The organism is Peptoclostridium litorale DSM 5388, assembly GCF_900141635.1.
In the GTDB taxonomy this organism is placed as follows: domain Bacteria; phylum Bacillota; class Clostridia; order Peptostreptococcales; family Peptostreptococcaceae; genus Peptoclostridium; species Peptoclostridium litorale.
On the sequence record NZ_FSRH01000006.1, the window covers coordinates 142,182 to 168,636 of the forward strand.

Here is a 26,455-nt window from a genome sequence, read left to right on the forward strand (position 1 = left end):
TTTACCACTCACCTTTCAAGTTTTCCCAAATCCCTTCTTTTCTAACATTTGAAAGGCTTGATATAACCTTTTCCTTTATGTCCGGGTATTTTTTCTGAATGTCCATTATAAGATCCGATACCTCGTCCCTTTTAGTCTCTCCGTTTAGTGGGCAGCTCGAGCCGGCTACCGGAAGCTTTTCTATTTCTGATATCTTTATTATGCTTTCTTCTTTGACATATACCATGGGTCTTATGAGGCTAGTGGTTCCTTCTGTTATTATAGGCGCGAAAGATCCCAGCTTTCCAGTATACACCATATTCATAAAAAACGTCTCTACCGCATCGTCCATATGGTGCCCAAGGGCTATCTTGTTGTATCCCTTGTCTTTGCAAACTCTTTTGAGAGCCCCTTTTCTAAGCCTTGCGCACATGTAGCATGCGCTCTTTGAACTTTCAAAGTCAAGCTGCTCCCTTATGTTTGTCTTTTCTATGTGAATGTCTATGTTTTGCTCACCGCAGAACTTCTCTATTTCGTCAAATCCGTTTGCCATTCCATTATCTATGTGAATCCCCAAAAGGGTGAATTTCATGTTTGAATAGTCTCTAAGAAGCCTGAGGGCGTAAAGCAGCGTTATCGAATCCTTCCCCCCTGAAAGGCCGACAGCCACTCTGTCTCCGTCTTCTATAAGCCTAAAATCCTCTATGGCCCTTCTCATGTCGTTGAGAATCAGCCTGTTTAAATACTTTTTCATAAATACCTCCAAAACAATAGGAAATGCTCCTTTTTACAGGAGCATTTTGTTTTAACAGCTGTTTTTTCTATACTTGTTCAGCAATTCGTCAAGCTCCCTTTTGAAAAGGAACATCTTGTCTATGTCCTCAAAGTCACTTATTTTATCGAACTTTTCCTGGAATGTAACCGCCTCATGTGAGTATCCCAGGCTGTTGAGTTCCTGTATGCCGTCTAGTATGTCCTTTATCGCTATGGACTTCATCTCAAACATTACCTGTGCCCTTACAATTATGTCCCTTATCTCGCTCATCTCCTGGTCCAGAAGGAAAGCCGCATCGCCTGCCCTTGAAAGCCTCGATGCAAGGTCCTTTGGAACGCCCTGGTCATATTTGTACTTTAGGGAATGCTCTATTGTAGCCCAAAAGTTCATGGCAAGAGTTCTTATCTGTACTTCGGCAATTACAGTCTTGAGCCCCTTTGCAGTTTGAAAAGGATATTCCAGTATTACATGGTAGCTTCTGTATCCACTTGCCTTGTAGTTTTTTATGTAGTCCTTTTCATAGACTATTTTCATGTCCTCCCTGCTCTTTATAAGGCTTACAACAGTGTATATGTCTTCTACAAACTGGCACATTATCCTTATGCCGGCTATGTCCTCTATCTTCTCTTCAACTTCATCAAGGCTTACACCCAGCTTTTCCGCCTTTGATATTATGGAAGATATCTTTTTTACCCTTCCGGTTACAAATTCTATAGGAGAATACTCCCCGTTTGCCTTAAGCTCTTTTCTTATATTTTTGAACTTAACCTTAAGCTCTTCAACAGCAAACTCATACGGTGTAAGTATAGTTTTCCATTCTCTAAGCTCCATTGCTCCCCCTCCTCATAAAACGCATACAAATATATTTTATCACTAAAATGTGTCTTTTGATAAATTTTTGTGAACTTTATGCGCAAATTTTACTTTTTGTAGTAGTACATTCCTCCGCCTTCAATTTCATATCCTATAACATCCCTGTCAAGAAGGTATGATATCATCGAGCCCACTGTGGCGCTTGTGAAATAGTACTGCTTATATTCAATTTCCATGTCGTTGTATTCTATGATGTCCTTTACAAGGTCTTCCCTCGTCATGGGGGAATTTAAAAACTCGACTGCCTGGCCAAGGTATGAGAGTATTTCACTTTTATTTATGTCGATGAGCTTTAGCGCCTCTTCTCTTTGCAGTAGCGCCTTTTCATGCGCCAGCACGCAGTGCTCGAAGTCAATAGTTTTCATCTTTTCAAGCGACTCCAGCTGTGCTCCTATGTCAAACAGGAATGGCAGCTTGTATTTTCTCAGTATGCTCTCGTTGAAAAGCGAATCCCCCAGATAAAGCACCTTGTCCTCAGTGCTTATGCCTATATGGCCCGGGCTGTGACCTGGAAGGGAGTGTATTTCAAATTTCTTTTCCCCTATTTTAAGCTGCCCCTCGCTGAGGGTATCGTCCACAAGCATCCCTGCCCCCTTTTGGCTGAAGCTCTTTTCAAGCACATTGTTGGTCCTTCCTCCGTATACATAGCTTGAAAATATATGGGGGTTTTCTATGAAAATCTTCGCCTGATTTGACGAATATGTAAGCGCACCCGTAAAATGGTCTGTTATTACACAGCTTGCGCCGTAGTGGTCGTAATGCTCGTGTGTTAGCACTATTGCCCTTGCCCTTATTCCATTTTCCTCAAAATGCTTTATTATCCTGTGCCCTTTTGAGTTTGTAAGCCCAGGATCCACTATGAGGGCGTACTTGTCCTTGAAAAGATAGACTCCCGTGTTGGTCCCGCCCCGTATGTAATAGCTGTGTCCCGCTATTTTTTCCATATTCAAAGATCCCACCCCTTATACTATGTATTTTGCAAGCATGTCTTCCAAGATATATTATATCGAAAATCCCTTGTGATTTCACTCTGCTGCTCAAAAATTTACACATTTAACAGAATCTTATTTGCCGCTTCACCTTTAGAGTATGCGAATCGTTTATAAAAGGCATAATTTTTGGTATAATGATATACAGGCAAATTATTAGAGATTTTCACCTGCTTAAAATGGATATATTGTATATGCACTAATAAATACTGTTTAAAGGGGAGATCCACATGAAAAAAGGCTCTGCAGACAAGGAAGCCCGCAGAAAGGAAAGGCTTGAAAAAAGAAAAAAAACGGAAAAGCTTAAAAAAGAGGGACAAACCGAAAAGGCTCTTCTTGCGATAATATCGCCCATGATGCCTCTCATATGGTTTGCCATACTTTTTATTCCTTTTGTATATGCCGCCAATTATTTTGGCGAAAAGTTCGACATTGGCTTTCTCAAAGACATTTCAAAAATGCTTTCAAGGGAGTTTTGGGGAAGCCCTCTCTCAAGCATAATAGTAAACGCCATATTCATTATGGTTCTTGTTTATTTCCTTGCTCTTCTGGTAATGTTCCTTATAAAGAAGGCTGGCTCTAAAAAGTAAGTAAAAATAATTTCTATTGGAGGATTTAAATTGAACAGATATGTAAAAATGGTCAACTTTGGGGGCCACTATTTCATAAAGGAATTTGAAAAAAAGAAAAAGCACTCAAACAAGGTAAGACAGGTAAAGGATTTTACAATAAAAAAATTTTTTCTTGAGGGAGACTGTGAGATACTTGTCCACTTCGAGGAGACCGGCAGAGAAGTGCTTATAACGCCCGACAGCGACAGAGAACTTATAAAGAGGTATCTCGGCGAAGATTATCTGAAATAAAAAAGCAGCGCGAATTTCGCGCTGCTTTTTTATTTCCATTTTCCAAGGGCCTTGCCGTTCAAATAGTCGCACTTGTCACCCTGGTGTATGTCGTTTTCTTCAAGGTAGCTCTCTATCATGTCTTTTATCTTCCACCATGATGTGTTCCAGTTGCAAAACAGGGTGTTTTCCTCAGGCGCCCTGCCTATTATCCTTTGCACTACCATGTCCTTTGATGCGTGCCTCAAGAATTCACATACACGTTTTACGTACTCTTCAAGACCAACTATGTCCACATCGCCCTTTTCGTATTCATCCGCCATTATGCTTCCCGTGGCTATATATAGCGAGTGAAGCTTTACCCCGTCCACTCCAAGAGCTGAAAGTATCTTTGCTCCCTCTAAGACATCATCCATGTCATCTCCAGGGAGGTTTAGTATCATGTGGGCGCACACTTCAAATCCGTACCTTTTAATCCTGAGAACCGCATCTATGAACTCCGCAAGGCTATGGCCCCTGTTCACCCTTTTTAGAGTGTGGTAGTTCACAGTCTGAAGGCCCAGCTCTATAGATATTTGAACTCCCTTTTTCCTGACCTCGTCTATTATCTGAAGGTATTCATCGCTTATGGCGTCCGGCCTTGTCGATATTGCTATTTCCACTATGTCGTCGCCTAAAGCCTCGCTCAAATACTCCCTCAGACTCTCCGGCGATGTGTATGTGTTTGTGTAGTTTTGAAAATACGCTATGAACTTTTTGGCGTTGAAGCGTCTTCCTATATACTCCTTGTTGCTGCCTATCTGGTCTTTTATGGGCACGCAGCCCTCAAACGACTCAAAGCCCGCTCCTACATCCGCGCAAAATGTGCAGCCTCCGCTTCCTATCTCCCCGTCCCTGTTAGGGCATGTAAGCGGAAGGCTTATTGGAATCCTGTACACCTTTTCTCCGTATTTTTCCTTTAAAAAGTCTGAATAGACCCTGTATCTTTTAGTCAAAAAATCACCTCATAAAACTCTTTCACTCTGCTTTTTTAATGTTCTATTTCAGTCTATCTGAATTTCATGTTTACGTACACCCCTGTTATTATAAAGCATGCCGCAATGACCTTTACGGGGCTTATTGCCTCGTGAAGTATCAAGAACGCCAGAACCATTGAAAACACAGGCACAAGGTTCACATAAAGAGCTGACCTGCTAGCCCCTATCTTCTTTATGGCCATCTGCTGTATCAAGTATCCTACAACCGAAGGAAATATGGCCATGTACACAACCGAAATCCATCCTCTTGAAGTCGTAAGCGGCATGTACGAAGCTGGATTTTCAAGTATTACAAACGGCACCAAAAGCACAGCGCACACCAAAAACGCATAGCTTGTGACTTTTAGCGGACTATATTTTACAAGGACTTTTTTTGATATTATGGCATATGAAGCCCAACATGCCACCGCAATTATCATCAGCAGGTCCCCCATGTTGAATTTCATGTCCATGAGAACAGAAAAACTTCCGTTTGTCACTATGAGCACGACTCCGAAAAATGAAATCCCTATGGCCATTATGTTTACGGGCTTTATCTTCTCTTTGAGGAATGTCACCGAAAGTATAGTGGTTATTATTGGATTAGTAGCCGCTATAAGAGCTGCATTTACAGGCGAAGTGTACTTTAGTGCTATAAAAAAGAATATGTGGTATCCTATCATTCCCACCACTCCAAGTGCCAGGAACACTCCCCAATCCTCTCTTTTTATACTCCAGTCAGCCTCTTTTTTCACAAGCATTGTAAATATTATTGCACTTGCAATTGCAAATCTGAAAAATGTAAGCGAAAACGGAGGAAACTCCGCAACTGAAAACTTGCCTGCTATGAAAGCCCCCGCCCAAAATACAGCAGCCATCACCATTAGATATTTTATGGCTCCAACGTCGCCCTGTGGGGCCTGCGCCCTCTTTTTTACTGACTCCATACCCATCCCCCATCCAATGTTAATATTGTCAAAACCCCTCACACTACATTATACACCTTCCAAAACAAAATAGATATTGCGGCAATTGTATAGCTTCAGTATAGTATGTAAATTTAACAATAGGCATGTGCAGGTATGAACGTTCGAAAAGTTCATACCTCACATGCCTGTGATATACAGTTCGCTTTAAATGTCATCAATCCTGGTTTGCAGTATCTTTGCGTCAAGCTCTTCCACTTTATTCTTTGCAAATGGCTTGAGACTCGAAAACACATATTCCCTGAACCTTGCGCCCAGCCTGTCCCTGACCCTTATGTTATCCTCTATGACGTCTGACCAGTGTATGTGCCTTCTCTTGTAGTAAAGGTCATAGTCGACTATCCTCTTGCCTTCACTTGAATACTCAAGGCCCATCAGTATCTTTTTGATGTATTTCGGCTCATAGAACGAAAAGAACCTGAGCCTGTATACTCCTACAGCCATGAACAGCCTCGGATAGTCCTTCGCCCAGGCTTCTCCCAGTATAAGACCAAGTTCGAGGTTCTCAAGCACATTCAAAAGCTTTTGATAGTGGAATTCATATGCGCTATACCTGTCGTATATCCTTATTTCCATTTCATACCAGTCTCTTTTTTCAAGGCCTTCGTTTATATATTTAAGGGCATCTATCCTAAACCTTTTATAAAGTGTAAAATAGTTCTCGTCTATGCTGAGTCCGTATTTGAAAAGGTCCTCAAATGTCACCTTTTCATTCAGGGGCTGTTTTGTAAATACTACTACCGGTTCCGATTTTTCAAAGTCTACAAGCAATTTGCATATTTTCGATCTGGATGCGCTATATTCTCCCTGTATAAGGTCCACTACCTTTTCTACATTCCCAAACACCCTCATTATTATTATCTTTGGGCCGGATTTCAGGGACTTTACAAGTTCGCACTTGCCGTCGTTTATAATGCCGGCAAGTATGGAATCTGTATCGGATCTCACTACGAGTATCGAGTCAGATATGCTCCCTATGTTTTTTATGTTTTCATTGTGCTTGTCTGTAAAAAACGCTATTGTATAGCCCTCTTCCGTCTTTTCAAACGCATCGTTGAATCTGCTCTCCCTTGCAGAAAACCTTTCACAAAGATATTCTTTAAGCTCCTGCTTCTTGTCCGTTTCAAACAAGAGCAGCTTGGGTCCCTTCCTCACTATCGAAATCATATCTATTCTCCCCCTGCTACAGCCCCAGCTTTCCCCTTCTCTGTCTCCAGTCGTCGACAACATACGGATAAGGCAGCTTATATATTTTTTTGCTTTTTAAAGTTATTATGTTTATGCTCGATATGCCGTTTAGATAAATCTTCTCGTCTATCTTTTGAGTATGAAGATCGAGACTGTGCCCAAAGAGAAAATACCTGCAGTCTCCCTCGTAGTCAATTATCTTTTTGGGGAAATGGCTTATTACAATGTCCATCCCCTCTATGTCTATGCAGTTTATGTCTTTTATTATGGTGCTTCTTTTTGCAATCTTTTTAATTATAGGATAACTGTCGTGGTTTCCCACCGATATATATATTTCCTTAGCGCTTGAACCTTCCATCATTTCAATGAGAGTTCTAACCCTCATTTCATATCTTGCCGCAGATGCCTTTACAAACTGGAGCTTTATATTGTCCACCAGATCTCCGGTATGAACTATATACTTTGGCTTTAAAACCTTTAAAAGCTTTTTCATGTCCGGAAAGAAGTTCGTCGTGGTGTCAGATACATGCAGTATTATGTCTTCATCCAGTTCCCTGAGGTGTTTGGGTATATAAACAGTTCCTATGTACCTGCAAAAACTTGCCTTGAAATTTTTCATGCTATCTACCCCGCTTAATGCCGCCATTAATTTATCCCTCAGAATAGATTATACACCACTATTACTGAAATGTTAATTTGTTGTTTTGCTTTCAAAAATTTCAAGAACCCCAAAATTCTGTTTTGGGGTTCTCGTTATATCTCCATGTTTTATTGTTTTTCAAAATATCCTTTTACTCCATTTACCATAGCCCTTGCAAGCTTGTCCTTGTATTCATCAGTCTGAAGAAGCCTTTCCTCATTCGGGTTTGATGCAAATCCTATCTCGGCAAGTATTGCCGGCATCGCCGTCTCCCTTATTACCACAAGGCGAGGTCTTTCCACAATGCCCCGGCTTACCGCCCCCGTCGCATCAACAAGGCTCTTTTGCATTATCTGGGCAAGCTGCTTGTTGTTTCTAGTCGTTTGGGACTGCTGGGCGCTTATGGCCTTTTGCACTTGTTCGGCGCTCATGCCCTGGACGTCTATCTCCCTGCTGACTCTTTTTGTCTCCGGGTAATACAGCACCTCAATTCCGGAAGCCTGCCTGCTGTCTGTTGCGTTTACATGTACGCTTATAAACAGGTCCGCCCCTATTTCATTTGCGATTGCAGGCCTTCTGTAAAGATCTATGAATTCGTCGCTGTCCCTTGTGAGCACAACATTGTAGCCTTCCGCCTGAAGCATTGGCCTTAGCCTTTTCACCATGTCAAGAGCGATGCTCTTTTCAGTAACCTTGGTGTCCATTCCTGTAGCTCCAGGGTCATGCCCTCCATGCCCTGCATCCAGCACTATGGTCTTCACGCCATTTCCAGCTCCTTCTTTTACAGGGGGCTTCACCTTCAATAGTTTTACCTCTGACGAGTCCTTAAGAACCAGAAGTTCGCTGTTGTATATGCCTTCAGCCATTGTAAACACTATTCTTGTCCTGTCCTCATCTTTGTAGTAGTAAGACCTTATGCCCTTTACATAGCTGCCGCTCAATTGCTTGTCCTCGTACTGCTTGTCTGCTATTTTCGCTCCTACGATATCAATTGCTATCCTCTCGGGCGAATCAAGGAATATTACATTTGTCTTTATGTCATTTGTAGCCGAAAGCAGGAACGTCTGGTCACTCTGAGTTCCTTCAATTTCGACACCTAAAGGATTGTCATGTGCCTCTTCCTTGCTGTCTGTCTGGGCATTTTCATTCTCACCGTCTCCATCATCGGATGAGCTGAAGTCTCCGTACGATTTTTTGTATGCCTCCAAAATGTCCATCTCCTCCTGAGCTTGAGAGATTTCATCCTGTTTGTCTTCACTTGCAAAGCTTACGAGAATCCCATCCTCTTCAGTAGATATGTCGTAGTCCACATAGTCTTCAAGGTCGAATACGACCCTTGAAACCATGGGCTCCGTCTCAAACTGTGAAGCCCTTATCTTCGATACGCTGTCGCTGCCCACTTCAAGCGTCTCATACAAAAGATCGAATCTCGTATTTTCAAGGTCTACAACAAGCCTGTCAGGTCCAGAGATCATCTTGTCATTAAACTTAGGCTCTGCGGAAGTTTTTATCTTTATGCTGTTGTTTGTCCAGATTATGTCTTCAAGTGTTACACACGCCTCTTGCTCTTTAACAAAATAACTCTTAGGCTTTTTGAGCATCACGGTCCTTCTGCCTGCATCCCAATCAACCTGTGCTCCTAGCTCTTCAAGTATGAACCTTGCCGGAACCATAGTTCTTCCTGCATCCTCATATGTAACTATCTTTGCAGGCACATTGTCCGGAAGAGTCTTTATCTCGCCGTTCACCTCAACCTTTGCGCTGTCTATTTTGAGCTTTATAACCTTGTATTCCTTTTCCAGTGTGACTTCATATGTATCGGGATTCCACCTTACATTGCATCCCATGCTCTCTGCTACGGCCCTTACGGGAAGAAGCGTCCTGTCATTTAATATTATAGGCGGGACATCGGATTTTACCTTTTTACCTTCAAGCTCTACATTGACAATTGGAACCCTCTTTTCCTTCTCGTCTATTATGAATGTCTTCATTTCGACATCTTCTGCTGCATATGATATTCCAAATGATATCATTATTGCAGTCAGTAAAACAAATATAAAACTCAATTTACATCTGGTCATTATATCCCCCCTATCAGGCTCATACGCCTCTGATTTATATAAATATAGCATATCATCAACAAAAACATGAAGTCAATGCATGTAGCTGTTTTGTAATCTTAATTTAATGCAAAATTTTTGTGACTTAAATGAAAAGCTTTTGTATCATAAATTTAAAGCTTTTATATTACGACTCTATACCACCTTGTAGAGCTCATCGCTTGCAGGCGGGTCTATGTCAATCACCTTACCGCCGTCAACAAGTTTTTTGTCGCAGCATTTTTCAAGCCTTCCTATTATGCTGCAGCCTATCCCCTTCTCTTCAAGCCTTCCTATTATTTCCTGCGCCTTGTCTTTGCCTGCCACCATTAGCATTGAGCCGCTTGATATTAGCCTCAGAGGGTCTATGTTGTAGTGTTTGCATACAAGGCTTGTTGATCTGTGAATGTGTATCTTATCCATCCAGATGCTGCAGCCAAGACCTGCAAGCTCGCAAAGCTCCCACACGCCTCCAAGCACTCCGCCCTCCGTGACATCGTGCATCACCTTTGCGCCGCTTTGCCCCCCTATGACACCTTCAGTTATTACGCTTATATAATCCATGAGAGCCTTTCCCTCTTCAACGGTTTCCTCTCCGAATGCCTTTTTAAGCTCATCTTCCCTTTCAAAGCATATTATTCCTGTGCCTTCTATTCCCGCTCCCTTTGTAAGAATCAAAAGGTCACCCTCCATAATCTTTTCAGCCTTGTATACATCCGCTTTGGGCTTTAAGCCTATTCCCGTAGACGATATGACTATCCTGTTTACGGCGTCTGTAACCTCTGTATGTCCTCCGAGTATGTCGACATCGAGCTTTTGAGCCTCTTCTATCGCATCTTCCATTATACTTTTTATATCCTCTTCAGTTGAATGGGGCGGAAGCATTATTGTAAGCATTATACCAAGCGGCGCAACCCCTTCAGAGGCTATGTCGTTACAGGTTATGTGCACGGCAAGCTTTCCTATATTCTTTGCCGTTCCTGTTATTGGGTCGCTGCTCATTACGCACACATTCTCCCCGTAGTCTATAACAGCGCAGTCTTCCCCTATTCCAGGCCTTGCAATCACTTCTTTTCTGTTGTTTTTGAGTTTATCGAATATTATCTCTTTGAGCTGCTGCGATGTTAGCTTTCCTATTTCCACGGTCACTACCCCCTACAATGTCAGTATTAAAATCTATTCATTTACATGAGCTATCCCGCAGTCGAATATGCTCTTTATATGGTCGTCATCCAATGAATAATAAACCACCTTGCCCTCTTTTCTGTACTTCACAAGCCTTGTCTGCTTTAATATCCTGAGCTGATGCGATATTGCAGAGTGGCTCATCCCTAAAAGGGCGGCCATATCGCATACGCACATCTCCGCGCTTGAGAGTGCATAGAGTATTTTTATCCTGGTTGTGTCTCCAAAAACTTTGAAAAATTCTGCAAGGTCATAAAAGGTTTCATCCGCGGGCATGCTTTCGTCCACATGCCTTACTATATCCTCGTGAATGCAGCTCACGCTGCAAATCTCTATATTCTTATCGTTTTTTTTCAATACCTGTTCCTCCGTTTCTGTCTCATATGACAATACTTATTCATATGATTTATTTTAACATATATACCCTGTTTTAATAGTGCCAATAAATAAGAAAAAGACAGGGTATGATTCCCTGCCTTTAACTTATTTGTTCTTCGTTTTACTGTTGCTACTTTCTTTTTTCTCTTTTTCCTTTTCTGTTGCTTCTTTTATATTCATTTTTGAATCCTCTTCGCTTCCATTAAAGCTTTTATCCGCTCTATTTTGAAGTGCTTGGGATTCTGAATTTTCCAGCTTTTCCTCTTTTGTTTTTTCCGTATTTTTCTTAGCCGCATTTTTATCTATATTTTCATTTTTGGGCTCATTGCCGCCAGGCTTATTATTTTTATTGATTTCTTTATTTTTAGCTGGAGCAGACTCTTTTTTTTGCTCTTTGGCTTCACCTGTGCTTTGCATTTCCCCTTTGGATTCTTGTTTTTGCTCAGTTTTGTTTTCTTGTTTTAAAGAATCATCTGCGCTTTCATTTTCAGAACCCGCAGTTTTAGAGTCTTTTCCATTGGATTTATTGTGCTTTTCAACACCCTGCTGTATATATATTGCATCCTTGCCCTTTAGTATTTCGTTCTCACTAGTCCACTCTTCAATGCTTTTTATTATTTCGTCTACATTTCCTGCCGTTCCATCTTTTTCCACCCTTGAAACCACTATTTTTTCAGTATCCATTGTTATATAGTCCTTTTTTGCCGCGATATCGAGCGCCACTGGGATTGCCTCTTCTATTTTCATGCCCTTCATTTCACTGCGTATTATCTCGTTCCCATATTCGCTTGTGGGCCTTACCCTTTTTACGATGTCATTTTCGTCAACCATGAATTCTATGCCCGGATTTATATCAAGGCCAACTATTGCAGCATACGAGTAATTGTCCCACACAGCCACTCCCGATATTATAGAAACCGACAAAATCAAAATGGCAATAGCCGCGGCCATAAGCCTGCTTTTATGAATAGTCATATTTTTTTCATTCAATATGTCGTCTTCCACAAACATTATGGATTTGCCCTGCTTGCATTTCCTAGGATGCAGCTTGAGATACATCATGTCTTCAGTAACTACCATGACATGGTCTTTTTCAACCTTGAGCACTTTCCCCTTGTATACCAATATTGACACCTCCTTCTACCAAAACCACATAGTTTCTTATTATACCTTCATCGCTGTCCAGTGCTATCGCCGCTGCAATTATGAATTTGCGGTTTCGCTTTAGTGTCCGTGTGCTTATTTTCATATGGGCTGAAATCCTGTTTGCCGGGATGGCTTTTTTCCTGTAGAAATCATTTTTCAGCGCTTCATTTTCCACTATAAACCTCGCTGCTTCTATAGCCCTGAGCCTTGCGTCCAAATGCTTTGGCGACTGCTCTACAAGATCCTGAAGACTCACTCCAAACTCCAAAAGCTTTTTTTCAAATCCGTCTATCTCTTCTCTTGCCTCTATATCATTTGTAAAGTCCTCAACCCTTGCTACATTGTCAATTATATTGTCGTCTCCATCTTCGCTTTCAATAGCTACCGTATCCAGTTTCCTCTTTCGGCCGTTGTCTATAAGCCTGCTTTTTATTATCAGCCTCGCAAAGCTTATGAACGCCCCGCGCTTTTGTTCATACCTGTCTATAGCCTCATTGAACGCTTCAAGCCCTATGCTGTATTCCTCATCATTTTCAGTTTCAATATACCTGTTTGTAATTTGTGATATTGACTTTATTACAAACGGTATATACTCTTCTATGAGGTCTTCCCTGCCTCTAGCATCCCCGGACTTTATTTCAAGAACCCTCTCCTCCAGAGTCCTTTTGTCCTTATTGAAAATATTTAAAAACTTCTTCAAGGTTTCACCACCTTTATGCTAAATAATACGTAGAGTTTAATATTTTTATTACCCCACAATAACATATTTTATATGATTTGTGCATTCAAAATTTCCTATTGAAATGTACATTGTATATATCTGCTCTTTACAGCCCATTGAATGTCCGGAAAATATATTTTAATTTTATCACAAAATACATTCACGCGACCCATTGACCGAATTTGTCGAATGTGATATTTTGTGATAGACATGCCTGTACATGTGTATTGACTGTATTTTTAAAGACTACACTTGTTTTCGTACTACGCTTATTCATTAAAATAAATAACGCTTTGTTATTAAACCTATATTTAACTGTGCGCAGGCTTGAATACAAATCATAAAATCAATAGATTCAAAACTATATGTCAAAAAGGAGGTGCAATGCTGGATATATAATAAATCGTAGTGAATTAAGCATAGCCTGTATCATTTAAAAGTTTTCAATATCAAGACACCTATATCTAAAAACCGGGAGGAATTATGACAAAAAAATTTAAAACTAAAACGGGTATGCAAAGCATAAAAAACAAAATCATGGCAGCAATACTGGCTTCAATAGTCCTCCAGCTGTGTTCGTTCGGCTATTTTTCACATAAGGCATCGTTTAATATATTGGAAGATAAACTGTCCATGACATCTTTGCAAACCATATCTGAGACCGAAAAATATATAGACCAGTTTTTTTACACAGCTGAAGTTCAACTTGCCTCAACTGCTGAAAACTCAAGTCTGAAAAATTTCGATGAGCATTCAGCAGCTGAAATTATAAAAAGCATTCAAAATAGCAATTCAAATTTTATATCTACATATGTGGGCTTGGCAGATGGAAGAATGTACCTGTCCCCGGAAGAAGAAATCCCAGAAGGATACGACCCTACTCAAAGGCCTTGGTATAAAGATGCCGTTTCTAATTCAAGCGGCGTGGTATGGACAGATGCCTACCATGATGCATTTAGTGGCAAGTTGATAGTTACAGCAGCAAAGGCTGTGGTCGGCAGTAGCGGAAATATAGTAGGTGTTGTGGCCGTGGACATAGACCTGACATCACTATCAGGTCAACTATCACAAACTACCGTGGGCAGGCAGGGAACTATAAATGTACTTGATTCCAACGGAATCACATTGGCGCATAGGGATTCTTCTCTGATCGGTACGGACATGGCTACAAATCTAGGCTTTTGGGAAGATGTAAAGTCAAATGAAAGTGGATTTTCCAGGTATGTATATGATGGCCACGAGAAATTTCTTACATTCGTAACAAATGAAAAAACTGGATGGAAGCTGCTTGCGACCATGGAAAAAGAAGAGCTGCTGGAAGATACGAATGTCATAAAGAAGTCTGTAATCATAAGTATTTTAATCGGGTCTGCAATAGCTGTAATACTGGCTCTTTTTATAGCTAAAATGATATCCAAGCCGCTTGATGCAGGTGTGAGTCACCTTGAAACCATATCTACGGGGGACTTCACAAATCCAATACCAGAAGCATATCTTGAAAGAAAAGATGAATTCGGAAAGCTTGCAAAAGCGATTGGAGTGCTCCAAACAAATTTGAATAGCTTACTAAAAGAGATCCAAATATCCGCACATACTGTAAATGCATCGGCAGTTACTCTCTCAGAGATATCAGTGCAGTCCACGGAAGCAGCCAGTGAAGTTGCAAGGGCAATCGAAGACGTTTCTAAGGGAGCAGAGTCGCAGGCCGCCGATACAAAAAACGGGACATCTAAAATGGATGATATCGCACTAATAATCGAAAAAGTTTCGAGCGACTCAAAATGCATGAAGTCGGTTTCTGACGAAACTAACGCACTTGCAGAAAAAGGCTTTGGCATAGTTAAAAAGCTGGATGAAAAAAGCATTGAGAATAGGGAAATGTCTCAAAAAGTAAGTTCCATAGTAACCGAAGTTGCTGAAAGCGTAAATGGTATAGGAACTATACTCGAGACGATAATGGCTATATCGGATCAAACAAACCTGCTTGCACTAAATGCAAACATTGAAGCTGCAAGAGCCGGAGAGCATGGAAAAGGGTTTGCCGTAGTAGCGGATGAAGTGAGAAAGCTTGCTGAAGAATCTGCAAAATCAGCTGGAACTATAAAAAAAATAATAGACGAGGTTCAAAGCAAGACAGTCTCAGCTGTAAATGCCATGGAAAAATCAAATGAAGTCGTGCAAGAACAAAGTAGAGCGGTAGAAGAAACCAACTCTATATTTAAGGAGATATCCAGTTCAATAGATATATTGGGCGAAAATATTGCCGACATACAAAATGACAGCAATGAAATGCTTAGTTCAAAAGATGAAATGGTTATTATCGTAGAAAATATAGCTTCCGCAACCCAGCAAACTTCTGCGGCCTCACAACAGGTTTCCGCAGCTACCGAGGAGCAGCTTGCGTCCATGGAAGAACTTTCATCTCACTCTCAAAATCTAGAAAACCTGTCTCTCGGTCTTGAAAAAGCTGTCTCTAAATTTAAAATAATATAAACTGCAACCGTAACATTTGTATAACCCAAAAAGCCACTGGTTTTTATATATCATTAACCAGTGGCTTTTTTGTATTTCAGAGTTAATTGTCCTGATTTGAGCCATGAGAATCAGGCTCTGCTTCTTATTGACACGTATTCAAATTCAACTGCATTTATTTCTCTTCAACATCTATCTCTATTACATCCTCGTCCTCGTCTACCTTTAGCTCTACATAGTCTCCTTCTTCAACATCTTCAAGCTCTGCGTCCTCTCCGTCTATTTCTACTTCAACATCACGGTCTATGTCTAGTGTGTATCTGTCTCCATCCTCTTCTTCTATTGTAATCTGCTTGTCGTCAGTTTTTATGCTGACTACTGTTCCTTCATATTCCCTATCTTGGTCTTCCTCAACCTCTATTTTTATTACTTTTCCGTCATTGTCCAGCTCGATCTCCACAATATCTCCCTCTTCGATATCGTCTACATCAATTTCCTTGTCTTCTTTTTCCACTTCGACATCCTCATCAATGTCAAACGTATGCCTGCTTCCATCGTTCTCTCTTATCCTTATTTCCATATTTTCACTGTCATCTACATCTATACGTACTACTTCTCCTCTGTACTCGTCCTTCTCATCATCTTCTACAACATCTATGTCTATTACCTCTTCATCTTCATTCAATTCCACCTTTACTTCTTTACCTTCTGCGTCTTCTATTTCGTCTTTGTCTACTTCGTCTTCGTCTACGTCATACCACTTTCCGTCGATTTTTATTCTCATGTCGTCTTCGTCTTCTGTATCTATATCCGTTACTTCTCCCTTAACAATATCTTCGTCTATTTCAATGTCTTCGTCCACTCTGTATATCAATACGGCCATTTCCGCCCTTGTTATAGGCTTGTTAGGCTGGAACAGTCCATTTGCAGAGCCCTTCATTATGCCAAGCTCTCCGGCCATGTATACATATCCTACATACCCGTCGCCTATGTTTTCAGCATCCAAATAGTCGAGGTCTTCGTCCATGTGCTTTTGCGCCTCGTCTTCGTATCCAAGGGCCCTTACAATATATTTTGCAACATCCTGTCTCTTTGCAGGTGCCTTTAGGTTTATAAAGTCGCCCTCTTCTATTATTCCCTCATCCTCTGCAATTGACACGTATCCATAGGCCCAGCTTTGCACATTGCCCTTTATCTTCCCATTTTTAAGGCCCTTGCTTATAAGCTCCATTTGCTCTTTTGCCTCGTCTTCTTCCCCAAGCACCCTAAGAGCCATGACTATGGCCTCGACATTTGTCACAGGCTTGTTAGGCTGAAATACTCTGTTTCCATATCCCTTTACTATTCCTTTTTTCGCCATTTTGTTTATTGCGCCTTTCGCCCATGGATATTCGTCGATGTCGTCAAAGTCGTCAATTTCAATGTTGTTTTGAATCTGCACTACAAGCTTTCCGTTTCCCTTGAAATTGTTCCTGTTGTTTTTAAACGGCTTTGCAGCATAAGCCCCTGCATTAAAACTTCCTGCCATCATAAAACCCGCCACTGCCACCGCCAGCATTTTTCTCTTTTTCATTCTAAATACCTCCCTATTGGCTTTCTCTTTTGTGTTTTTGATTTTTGAACCGCTTGATTCCTGTCTTACACTAAATAATACGATTCTCCCTATTATTTATGTCCCCATTCCCCTGAAATTTATTCAAATTTAAAATAAAAATTTAAATTAAAAAATAAAAAAATCCCGCAAAGCTTGTGGTTTTGCGGGATTTTTATTAAAGTCTATAATTTTAAATTGTATTCTTATTGCTCTATATAAGCGTTGTCAAAGTAAACAAATCCAAGAGGAGATACTCTTGCACCCTTGACATACTCTTTGAACATCTTTGGATTTGTGTAGTAGTATACAGGCATTACTATCATGTCTGCCATAATCATGTCCTCAGCCTTGTGCATCATTTCAAATCTCTTTGTCTCATCTGAAGTAAGCTTCGCTTCCCTTACAATGTTGTCGAATTCTTCGCTGTTCCAGTGAGGGTGGTTGTTTCCGCTTGTAGATATGAACATGTCTATGAATGTCATTGGGTCAACATAGTCTCCTACCCATCCATCCCTTGCTATTACAAAATCTCCTTCGTTTCTTGTGTTCTGGAATACCTGCCACTCCTGATTTACAAGCTCTACTTCCACGCCAAGGTTTTGCTTCCACATTTCGCTTATAGCTTCCGCCACCTTCTTGTGGTTTTCGTTAGTGTTGTATACGAACTTGATTTTTGGGAATCCCTCTCCGTTTGGATATCCAGCCTCAGCAAGAAGAGCCTGAGCCTTTTCAACCTGTGCAGTTGTCGTTATTCCGTAGTCTCCTCCAGCTTCCCTGAAGTCCTTTCCGTCCGGCTGAGTCATACCAGTTGGAACGAATCCTGTAGCAGGAGTCTCTCCGCCCTTAGTTACAACCTTTGTTATGGCTTCTCTGTCTATTGCAAGTGTGAACGCCTGTCTTACTTTTAAGTCGTTAGTAGGCTCCACGTTTACATTGAATGCATAGAAGTAAGTTCCTATCTGAGGGAATATCTTGAACTCTGGGTTGTTTTCAGCCTGGAATGTCGGTATTTGCTCTCTTGCAACCCTGTGAAGGGCGTCAACATCTCCAGATTCGAATGAAGCCATAGCCGTAGATATTTCTTCCATGAATGAGAATTCTATTCCGTCAAGCTTAATTCTGTCTGCATCGTAGTAGTTTTCATTTTTAACAAATGCCATTATGTTTCCTTTTTCCCATTTTTCAAGCTTGAAAGGTCCGTTTGTTATATAGCTTTCTGGCTTAAGCGCCCACTGCTCTCCATGAGCTTCAACCATGTCCTGTCTTACTGGAAAGTAAGTTGGGAAAGCTGTAAGTTCAAGGAAGTAAGGAACGCTTGATTCAAGAGTTACTTCAAGAGTCTTATCGTCTATTGCCTTTACGCCGACTTCATCTGCAGCGACCTCTCCCTTGTTGTATGCTTCTCCGTTTTTAAGATAGTAAAGCTGGTATGCATACTCTGCCGCTGCCTCTTTTGAAAGAGCCCTCTTCCAAGCGTATTCAAAGTCTTTTGCAGTAAGAGCTTCTCCGTCAGACCACTTAGAGTCTCTAAGGTGGAATGTGTAAACTGTTCCGTCTTCTGAAACGTCAAAGCTCTCAGCAACACCTGCTATAGCCTTGTCATTATCGTCAAGTCTCATAAGTCCTTCAAATGCGTTTACTGTAACTATAGCTCCGTCAACCGCGGCATTAAGCGCAGGGTCTATAGTCTTTACGTCAGCTTCAAGGTTGTACCTTACAACATTTCTTAGCTCCTTCGTGTCCCCTTTGTCTCCACATCCAACAAGCGCGGTCATAACAAGCATTGCCGACAGAAGAATTGAAACTAGTTTCTTCATTAAAAATTACCCCCTTTAAAATTTGGCCTTACACTCAAATCTCCAAGCATTCCCGCATGCAGGAATATGGTTTTGAAACTTTTGAATAGTCAGGCTTTTTGAAATAACAGCTTAACAAAAACTTGATGATAAAAACCTAAAAAATTTTACAGGCCGAGGCCTTTTTATATTTTAGACTTCAGGGAATCCGAGTGATCCAATCCCCTGAAATCGTAAAATCTACGTCCGGACATTTATACCTTACATGCTTATAATATATATTATTATACAAATATTATAAAATTCCTCTATATGTCATGGAAAATTTATTTGTCCGTAAGGTGACATGCAACCCAGTGTCCGCCGCCTACGTCTTTAAACTCCGGCTCTGCTTGAGCGCATATGTCCATTGCATATCTGCACCTTGTCCTGAATCTGCATCCTGAAGGCGGATTCAGTGGTGAAGGCACATCCCCTTCAAGTATTATCCTGCTGCTTTCCCTCGCAGCTTTAGGATCGGCTATGGGAACAGCTGAAAGAAGCGCCTGTGTGTATGGGTGCTGAGGTCTGTAGTATAGCTCGTCGCTGTCTGCAAGCTCAACCAGCTTTCCAAGGTACATAACCCCTATCCTGTCAGATATGTGCTTAACCATTGAAAGGTCGTGCGCTATGAAAAGATAGGTAAGTCCCATTTCAGATTGAAGGTCTTCAAGCATATTTACAACCTGCGCCTGTATCGAAACGTCAAGTGCCGATATCGGCTCGTCAGCTATTATGAACTCAGGCTCAACAGCAAGGGCTCTTGCTATTCCAACACGCTGTCTTTGTCCTCCTGAAAACTCGTGAGGATATCTGTTGGCATGGTCGGCGTTAAGCCCTACCGTTTCAAGCAGGCTTTGTATCCTTTCCATTCTCTCTTTCCCACTTGCTATATTGTGTATGTCTAGGGGCTCCCCTATTATGTCTCCAACTGTCATACGTGAGTTGAGCGATGCGTATGGGTCCTGGAATATCATCTGTATTTTTTTCCTGTATGGAAGAAGCTGTTTTTGGCTGAGCTTCGATATGTCCTTGCCGTCAAATATTATCTGTCCGTCAGTCGGATCGTAAAGTCTTATTACGGTCCTTCCCGTAGTCGACTTTCCACATCCCGACTCTCCAACAAGGCCCAGTGTCTCACCTCTTTTTATGTGAAAGCTCACATCGTCAACAGCTTTTACATGCTGTATGTTTCCACCGAAAAATCCCTTTCTTACAGGGAAGTATTTCTTAAGTCCCTTTACCTCAATGAGCGTTTTGCCGTCTTTAGCCATTGTTTTTTTCCCCCTTAATGTCTGAGTTTACACCTTCCACTTTTGGCGCATCCGGATGAAGCAGCCAGCATGCCGCCCTGTGCTTGTCAGAAACATGGGTGTACTCAGGCATTTGCTGCATGCATATTTTCATTGCATAGTCGCATCTTGCAGCAAAAGGACATCCCTTTGGAGGATTCAGAAGGTCTGGAGGCGATCCAGGTATAGGATAAAGCCTTTCCTTGTTTTCCTTTTCAGATATTTTAGGTATTGATTTTATAAGTCCCAGAGTGTATGGATGCTTAGGTCTGTAGAATATGTCATCCACAGAGCCCTCTTCCATTATGAGCCCTCCGTACATTACTATTATCCTGCTGCACACGTCTGCGACAACTCCAAGATCGTGTGTTATCAATATTATTGAAGTTCCAAGCCTGTCCCTGAGATCGTTCATAAGCTCAAGTATCTGCGCCTGTATTGTAACGTCAAGAGCTGTGGTAGGCTCGTCCGCTATTAGGAGCTGCGGTTCGCATGAAAGCGCCATTGCTATCATGGCCCTTTGCCTCATTCCTCCCGAAAATTCGTGAGGATAGTTGTCTATTCTGCTTTCAGGAGAAGGTATTCCAACGAGTTTCAGCATCTCTATGGCCTTTTCCCTAGCTTCAGATTTTGAAAGGTTCTGGTGCTTTATTATGGCCTCCATTATCTGGTCGCCTATTTTATATACAGGGTTTAGTGAAGTCATAGGGTCCTGGAATATCATACTTATGTCATTCCCCCTTATACCCTGCATTTCCTTTTCAGTTTTGTTCATAAGGTCTTCGCCGTCGAAAAGTATCTCGCCTCCGATAATCTTGCCCGGCTTTTGGAGAAGCCTCATTACAGACATCGATGTTACCGACTTTCCGCTTCCCGATTCCCCAACTATTCCAAGGGCTTCGCCCTTGTCTATGTGAAGGTCAACCCCTCTTATGGCCTTGACTTCCCCTACGTGTGTAAAGAAAGAAGTCCTAAGGTCCTTTACATCCAATAATCTATCTGACATTTCAAATCCTCCTCTTTCTTATTTACGCATACGTGGGTCAAGCGCGTCCCTCAGTCCATCTCCCAAGAAGTTAAACGCAAGCATAGTTATAGATATTGCAAGCGCTGGGAAGAAAAGCTGATGCGGGTATACGCTAAGGCTTGAAAGGGCATCGTTCGCCAAAACCCCCCATGAAGCCTTTGGCGCCGAAACTCCAAGACCTATGAAAGAGAGGAAAGCCTCTGTAAATATCGCCGTTGGTATTGACATTGTCATTGTAATTATTATAGGTCCCATAGCATTAGGGATGAGGTGTCTCAGAAGTATTCTAAAGTCACTTGCGCCAAGAGTCTTTGCCGCCATTACATACTCCTGCTCCTTGAGAGAGAGTATCTGACCCCTCACTATACGGGCCATTCCTATCCAGTATACAAGTCCAAGGGCTATAAGTATACTTCCAAGGCCCCCTCCTCCGAATACAACCATCAGCAGTATTACATAGAGCATAAGAGGTATGGTGTAAAGTATGTCTATCGCCCTCATCATTATATTGTCTATCTTCCCGCCAATGTATCCTGCTATTCCACCGTATAAAACCCCTATGAAAAGGTTTATTACAGACGCTACAAATCCTACTGTAAGGGATATCCTCGCTCCGTAAAGCACCCTTACAAAAAGGTCCCTTCCAAGTGAGTCAGTTCCAAACCAGTGCTCCGAGCTTGGAAGTTGGTTTGCCATCATAAGGTTCTGGTCTGAATATGAGTACTTTGAAGCAATTGGTCCAATTACAGCTGCCGCAAGCAGAATGAACAGGAAAAACATAGAGCCCATGGCCACCTTGTTTGCCTTAAGCCTTCTCCAAACGTCCTGCCAGTATGTCATTGACGGCCTTACTATTCTTTCAGAATCTTTTTCTTCCTGGCTCACGAGATTCCACATTGAAGAATCAACAGAACCCTTGTTCAAATCTATGTTTTCAGTCGACATTCGTTTTAACACCCCTTAAAAAATATTGTCATTCCTATTGATCGAGCTTTATCCTAGGATCTATGAAAGCATAAAGTATGTCCACAACAAGTATCATTATAACAAGGAAAGTCGCATAGAATATTGTAACTCCCATTATTACCGTGTAATCCCTGCTGGTTATGCTGTCAACAAAGAACCTTCCAAGGCCAGGCACTGCAAATATCTTCTCTATTACGAAAGATCCCGTCATTATACCTGCAGAAAGAGGCCCTATATACGTAACTATAGGTATTAGTGCATTTTTAAGTGCGTGTTTGAAAACCACAACCTTTTCAGTAAGTCCTTTAGCCCTTGCAGTCCTTATATAGTCCTGCGATATGACTTCAAGCATACTTGAACGCGTAAGTCTTGCAACAAACGCCATTGCATATGCCGCAAGCGCAATGCTCGGCATTATCATCTGGTCAAACTCTCCCCATCTTGCCGGAGGAAGCCATCCCAGCTTTACACTGAATGTGTATATCATAACCGTGGCTATTACAAAGCTCGGTATGGTGACTCCAATTATGGCCAGAAACATTACCATGTTGTCCACCCAAGTTCCCTGCTTCAATGCTGCCACAACCCCAAGAGGTATTCCCGCAATAAGTATCAGGAATATTGCTATTCCTCCAAGCTGTGCCGATACCGGGAATCTTTGCGCTATTATATCGCTTACATTCTGTCCCTTCAGCTTAAATGAAGGTCCGAAATCACCTACTGCTACACCTTTGAGATAATCCACATACTGTTTGTGAAGAGGGTCATCCAGATGGTACTTTTCATTAAGAGCCTTTTCTATTGCCTCTGGAAGTTTCTTTTCACTTGCAAAAGGCCCTCCCGGTATTGCATGCATTAAAAAAAACGTTATGGTTATTATCAGAAAAATTGTAACAACCATGGATACTAGCCTGCTAAGAATAAATCTACCCAACTGAAACATCTCCTTCTTGTGTTTTTATACTTGCATAATGACAAAATTTAAAGTACAAGGTTGTCCCCCCATACAATTACAAGACATATTTTTCATGAATCCAATATTGAATATGAATAATATACCTGTATAAGTTTCAAAAATTTGAAACATATAAAAATATTATTGCATCACACTAATATTTTATCTAAAATTTAATCTAAATTCAATACCCTCCTATTTTTTATGCCAGCGGCTTTAATGCAATATATATAAAAAAAACCATACATAAAATTTTACAATATAATCCTTTTCGTGTACATTTCATATACACATTATGAATTTTTTGTCTTTCTATCATTCAAAATACTTTATTTGTATACCCACACAAAACAATTGTACATAAAATTTAACTTGTATCTTTCATAAAATGTTTCTGTTTTTAATATAAAAATAAAATTTTTTGTACATGTTTTTTATCGATTCATTCCATAAAAACCTCTTGTATTTAAATCAAACAGTAAAACAGCAACTTATTTTACCTATTCATCCAATAAATGCATAAAAAAACCATCCAGAAAGAACTGTTATAATCTTCCTGGATGGTTCCAATATTTAATATGATGTATATATCTATTTGCTCTCTATTATTTCCTTAAGCAGCTTGTTTACAATTTGAGGGTTAGCCTTTCCCTTGCTGGCCTTCATAACCTGACCCACAAGGAATCCGAAAGCTCTGTCTTTTCCGTTCTTGTAGTCCTCTATAGACTGAGGGTTTGCATTTACAATTTCTTCAACTATTTTCTTTATCTCTCCCTCGTCTTGAACCTGAACAAGCCCTTTTTCCTTTATTATTTCTTCCGCTTTTTTGCCGGTCTCAAACATTTCTCTGAATACTTTCTTTCCGGCACTGTTGTTTATCTTTCCTGAAGATATAAACTCCAGAAGCTTTGCAAAATCATCTTTTGCAAACTTAAGCTCGTCAAGCTCGATTCCTTCGTCATTGACCCTTCTCAAAAGCTCTGTCATTATCCAGTTGCTCACAAGCTTAGAGTTGTCTATAAGCTTCATAACATCTTCAAAATAGCTAGCTATCTCCTTTGAAGAAGTAAGAACCTTGGCATCGTATTCAGGTATGTCGTATGTGCTTATGAATCTTTCCCTCTTTGTATCTGGAAGCTCAGGAAGCATATCCTTTACCCTGTCCATGAAAGCATCGTCAAGCTTTATGTCTACAACATCAGGCTCTGGGAAATATCTGTAGTCGTCTACAGACTCCTTGCTTCTCATAGATATTGTAACGTTCTTGACGTCATCCCATCTTCTAGTTTCCTTTTTAGAGTCCTCTCCCTTTTCAAGAAGCTCCCTGTGTCTTTTTTCCTCGTATTCAAGGGCCTTGAGTGCTGCCTTGAAAGAGTTCAGGTTTTTGACCTCGACTATTTTGGATCTTACCCCGTCTTCTCTCACGACATTGACATTGACGTCGCATCTAAGTGAGCCCTGCTCCATCTTAACGTCCGAAACCTCAGTGAAAAGAAGTGTCTCCTTAAGCTTTTCAAGGAAGTTCATGGCCTCTACAGGAGAGCTCATGTCAGGGTAAGTAACTATTTCTATAAGAGGAACTCCGCATCTGTTGTAGTCAAGAAGGGTGTCTCCTTCAACATCGTGAAGCGATTTTCCGGTATCCTCTTCTATGTGTATCCTTTGTATCCTTATCTTCTTTGAGTCGCCTTCCTCGTCTTTTATCTCAATGTATCCGTCGCTGCAAAGAGGTATGTCGTATTGCGATATCTGATACGCCTTTGGAAGGTCGGGATAGAAGTAGTTTTTCCTGTCCATTTTCGAATTCATCGCTATGTCGCAGTTGAACGCAAGTCCCGCCATTGCAGCAAATTCAAGAACCTTTTCATTCAGCACAGGCAGCGCTCCTGGAAGTCCAAGGCATACCGGGCAGCAGTGAGTGTTCACGTCAGCGCCGAACTCGTTCTTGCAGCCACAGAATATCTTAGTGTTTGTCGAAAGCTCGCAGTGTATTTCAAGTCCTATAAGTGTATTATATTTCAATCATTTCACCTCCTATATTTCTGCTCTTTTGTCTTTATAGTCTGTAATGTTCTCAAAAGCCCTTGCTATTCTGAGTATCTTGGCCTCGTCGAAATGCTTTCCTATTATCTGCATTCCTATAGGCATTCCATTTGAATCAAATCCGCATGGAATTGAAACCGCAGGAAGTCCAGCCATGTTGACAGGTATTGTGCAAAGGTCCTCAAGATACATTGAAAGCGGATCGTTTATCTTCTCGCCTATCTTAAACGCCGTGTTTGGAACCGTAGGCGTTATTATTGCGTCGTATTTTGAAAAAGCGTCCATGAAGTCGTTCTTTATAAGTGTTCTGACCTGAAGCGCCTTTTTGTAGTATGCGTCGTAGTATCCGGCGCTTAGCGTATACGTTCCCATCATTATCCTTCTTTTGACCTCTGGTCCGAAGCCTTCGCTTCTTGTCCTCTTGTAAAGCTGCTCAAGAGTTTCGAAGTCTCCTGTCCTGTAGCCGTATTTTATTCCGTCATATCTTGCAAGGTTTGAGCTTGCCTCACTAGGCGCTATTATATAGTAAGTTTCGACATTGTGAGTAAGGTGAGGCATTGATATTTCTTCCCACTGAATACCAGCCTGCTCAAGCTTTTGAACAGAGTCAATGATCGACTGTCTTATCACAGGGTCTATTCCCTCTCCAAGAAGCTCTTTAGGAACTCCAACTTTCATTCCCTTTGAGTCCTTTTGAACCTCAATGGCGTAGTCTGCCACAGGAGCGTCAACACTAGTTCCGTCCATTTTGTCCTTTCCCGCTATGTGAGAAAGAACCATTGCACAGTCCTCAGTGTCCCTTGTGAATATTCCTACCTGGTCAAGAGAAGATGCAAACGCGACAAGTCCGTATCTTGAAACCCTTCCGTATGTAGGCTTCAGTCCAACTATTCCGTTGAAAGACGCCGGCTGCCTTACAGATCCTCCAGTGTCAGATCCAAGCGAGTAAAACACCTGTCCTGAAGCCACTGAAACAGCAGACCCTCCAGATGATCCTCCAGGAACCCTGGTTGTGTCCCAAGGGTTTTTTGTTATCTTGAACGCAGAATTTTCAGTGGATCCGCCCATTGCGAACTCGTCAAGGTTTGTCTTTCCTACAAGTACCGCATCGGCGGCGTTTAGCATGTCAACAACTGTGGCGTTGTAAGGAGGCACGAAGTCCTTAAGTATTTTTGATGCACATGTAGTGTTTATGCCTTTCGTACATATATTGTCCTTTATAGACATTGGAACTCCCGCTATGTCTGAAAGGGCCTCTCCCTTTGCTCTCTTTTCGTCAACCATTTTTGCCTTTTCAAGAGCGCTTTCAGCAGTCAGTGTCAAAAATGCATCCAGCTTAGGCTCTGTCTTTCCTATTCTATCGATTGAAGCCTTTGTAATCTCATAAGAGCTTATTTCCTTGTCCTTTAGCATTCTTGAAATCTCTTTCAAACTCATTTTACTTAGATTCAACT

Annotated in this window: 23 protein-coding genes; 3 read left to right on the forward strand and 20 right to left on the reverse strand. The window is 41.3% G+C overall.

Annotated features, from left to right (window positions below):
• Position 1 precedes the first annotated feature (1 nt).
• The 3 genes from BUQ87_RS07425 to BUQ87_RS07435 all read right to left on the reverse strand — a co-directional run bounded on the left by BUQ87_RS07425 (position 2) and on the right by BUQ87_RS07435 (position 2,571).
• A complete protein-coding gene (locus BUQ87_RS07425) occupies positions 2–733 on the reverse strand; it encodes a tRNA lysidine(34) synthetase (protein WP_038264087.1) in 732 nt (243 codons plus the stop codon).
• Positions 734–784: 51 nt separating this feature from the next.
• Positions 785–1,585: a GTP pyrophosphokinase gene (locus BUQ87_RS07430; RefSeq protein WP_038264090.1), complete on the reverse strand. Its 801-nt coding sequence runs from the start codon at positions 1,583–1,585 to the stop codon at positions 785–787.
• Between the two features lie 89 nt (positions 1,586–1,674).
• Entirely contained in the window at positions 1,675–2,571 is an 897-nt protein-coding gene (locus BUQ87_RS07435; protein ID WP_242943808.1) for an MBL fold metallo-hydrolase, read from the reverse strand.
• Positions 2,572–2,846: 275 nt separating this feature from the next.
• On the opposite strand from BUQ87_RS07435, the gene BUQ87_RS07440 reads away from it, so the two are divergent.
• A complete protein-coding gene (locus tag BUQ87_RS07440; protein WP_038264094.1) occupies positions 2,847–3,206 on the forward strand; it encodes a hypothetical protein in 360 nt (119 codons plus the stop codon).
• A 30-nt stretch (positions 3,207–3,236) separates the two neighbouring features.
• Positions 3,237–3,479, forward strand: a complete 243-nt coding sequence (locus BUQ87_RS07445) for a hypothetical protein (protein ID WP_038264097.1) — start codon at positions 3,237–3,239, stop codon at positions 3,477–3,479.
• Positions 3,480–3,508: 29 nt separating this feature from the next.
• Here the strand turns inward: BUQ87_RS07445 and mnmL are convergent, their stop codons facing one another.
• The 9 genes from mnmL to sigI form a co-directional block, all read right to left on the reverse strand.
• Positions 3,509–4,453 carry a tRNA modification radical SAM protein MnmL/YtqA gene (mnmL, locus tag BUQ87_RS07450; RefSeq protein WP_038264100.1) on the reverse strand — a complete coding sequence of 315 codons (945 nt, stop codon included), beginning with the start codon at positions 4,451–4,453 and terminating at the stop codon, positions 3,509–3,511.
• 53 nt (positions 4,454–4,506) lie between these two features.
• Complete coding sequence (locus BUQ87_RS07455) at positions 4,507–5,421, reverse strand: DMT family transporter (RefSeq protein ID WP_052636070.1); 915 nt, start codon at positions 5,419–5,421, stop codon at positions 4,507–4,509.
• Positions 5,422–5,607: 186 nt separating this feature from the next.
• Positions 5,608–6,627: a hypothetical protein gene (locus tag BUQ87_RS07460; RefSeq protein ID WP_038264103.1), complete on the reverse strand. Its 1,020-nt coding sequence runs from the start codon at positions 6,625–6,627 to the stop codon at positions 5,608–5,610.
• Between the two features lie 16 nt (positions 6,628–6,643).
• A complete protein-coding gene (locus tag BUQ87_RS07465) occupies positions 6,644–7,267 on the reverse strand; it encodes a metallophosphoesterase (RefSeq protein ID WP_159434288.1) in 624 nt (207 codons plus the stop codon).
• 149 nt (positions 7,268–7,416) lie between these two features.
• Complete coding sequence (locus BUQ87_RS07470; RefSeq protein WP_038264107.1) at positions 7,417–9,369, reverse strand: N-acetylmuramoyl-L-alanine amidase; 1,953 nt, start codon at positions 9,367–9,369, stop codon at positions 7,417–7,419.
• A 174-nt stretch (positions 9,370–9,543) separates the two neighbouring features.
• Entirely contained in the window at positions 9,544–10,530 is a 987-nt protein-coding gene (locus BUQ87_RS07475) for an AIR synthase family protein (RefSeq protein WP_038264110.1), read from the reverse strand.
• 33 nt (positions 10,531–10,563) lie between these two features.
• Entirely contained in the window at positions 10,564–10,929 is a 366-nt protein-coding gene (locus tag BUQ87_RS07480; RefSeq protein WP_038264113.1) for an ArsR/SmtB family transcription factor, read from the reverse strand.
• A 126-nt stretch (positions 10,930–11,055) separates the two neighbouring features.
• On the reverse strand, positions 11,056–12,075 hold the full coding sequence (locus tag BUQ87_RS07485; protein WP_038264116.1) for an anti-sigma-I factor RsgI family protein: 1,020 nt from the start codon (positions 12,073–12,075) through the stop codon (positions 11,056–11,058).
• Positions 12,044–12,796: an RNA polymerase sigma-I factor gene (gene sigI, locus BUQ87_RS07490; protein ID WP_052636072.1), complete on the reverse strand. Its 753-nt coding sequence runs from the start codon at positions 12,794–12,796 to the stop codon at positions 12,044–12,046. Before sigI ends, BUQ87_RS07485 begins: the two co-directional genes overlap by 32 nt.
• A 504-nt stretch (positions 12,797–13,300) precedes the next feature.
• Here sigI and BUQ87_RS07495 point away from each other — a divergent pair.
• Positions 13,301–15,310 carry a methyl-accepting chemotaxis protein gene (locus tag BUQ87_RS07495; protein ID WP_038264119.1) on the forward strand — a complete coding sequence of 670 codons (2,010 nt, stop codon included), beginning with the start codon at positions 13,301–13,303 and terminating at the stop codon, positions 15,308–15,310.
• 154 nt (positions 15,311–15,464) lie between these two features.
• Here BUQ87_RS07495 and BUQ87_RS07500 read toward each other — a convergent pair whose 3' ends face one another.
• From BUQ87_RS07500 to gatA, 8 genes are all read right to left on the reverse strand, one after another.
• Positions 15,465–16,862, reverse strand: coding sequence for an S-layer homology domain-containing protein (locus tag BUQ87_RS07500; protein ID WP_052636073.1), 1,398 nt, complete (start codon positions 16,860–16,862; stop codon positions 15,465–15,467).
• 224 nt (positions 16,863–17,086) lie between these two features.
• Positions 17,087–18,700 carry a peptide ABC transporter substrate-binding protein gene (locus BUQ87_RS07505; RefSeq protein ID WP_038264122.1) on the reverse strand — a complete coding sequence of 538 codons (1,614 nt, stop codon included), beginning with the start codon at positions 18,698–18,700 and terminating at the stop codon, positions 17,087–17,089.
• Positions 18,701–19,005: 305 nt separating this feature from the next.
• Positions 19,006–19,992: an ABC transporter ATP-binding protein gene (locus tag BUQ87_RS07510; RefSeq protein ID WP_038264124.1), complete on the reverse strand. Its 987-nt coding sequence runs from the start codon at positions 19,990–19,992 to the stop codon at positions 19,006–19,008.
• Positions 19,985–21,016: an ABC transporter ATP-binding protein gene (locus BUQ87_RS07515; RefSeq protein ID WP_038264127.1), complete on the reverse strand. Its 1,032-nt coding sequence runs from the start codon at positions 21,014–21,016 to the stop codon at positions 19,985–19,987. The genes BUQ87_RS07510 and BUQ87_RS07515 overlap by 8 nt, the downstream gene beginning before the upstream one ends.
• 18 nt (positions 21,017–21,034) lie before the next feature.
• A complete protein-coding gene (locus BUQ87_RS07520) occupies positions 21,035–21,982 on the reverse strand; it encodes an ABC transporter permease (RefSeq protein ID WP_077216525.1) in 948 nt (315 codons plus the stop codon).
• 34 nt (positions 21,983–22,016) lie between these two features.
• Positions 22,017–22,946, reverse strand: a complete 930-nt coding sequence (locus tag BUQ87_RS07525) for an ABC transporter permease (RefSeq protein WP_334292809.1) — start codon at positions 22,944–22,946, stop codon at positions 22,017–22,019.
• A 603-nt stretch (positions 22,947–23,549) separates the two neighbouring features.
• The gene (gatB, locus tag BUQ87_RS07530) at positions 23,550–24,980 is read right to left on the reverse strand and encodes an Asp-tRNA(Asn)/Glu-tRNA(Gln) amidotransferase subunit GatB (protein ID WP_038264133.1); all 1,431 of its coding nucleotides are present in this window, start codon (positions 24,978–24,980) and stop codon (positions 23,550–23,552) included.
• 12 nt (positions 24,981–24,992) lie between these two features.
• Positions 24,993–26,453 (reverse strand): Asp-tRNA(Asn)/Glu-tRNA(Gln) amidotransferase subunit GatA, encoded by a 1,461-nt coding sequence (gene gatA, locus BUQ87_RS07535; protein WP_038264136.1) that lies wholly within the window; start codon positions 26,451–26,453, stop codon positions 24,993–24,995.
• Positions 26,454–26,455 lie beyond the last annotated feature (2 nt).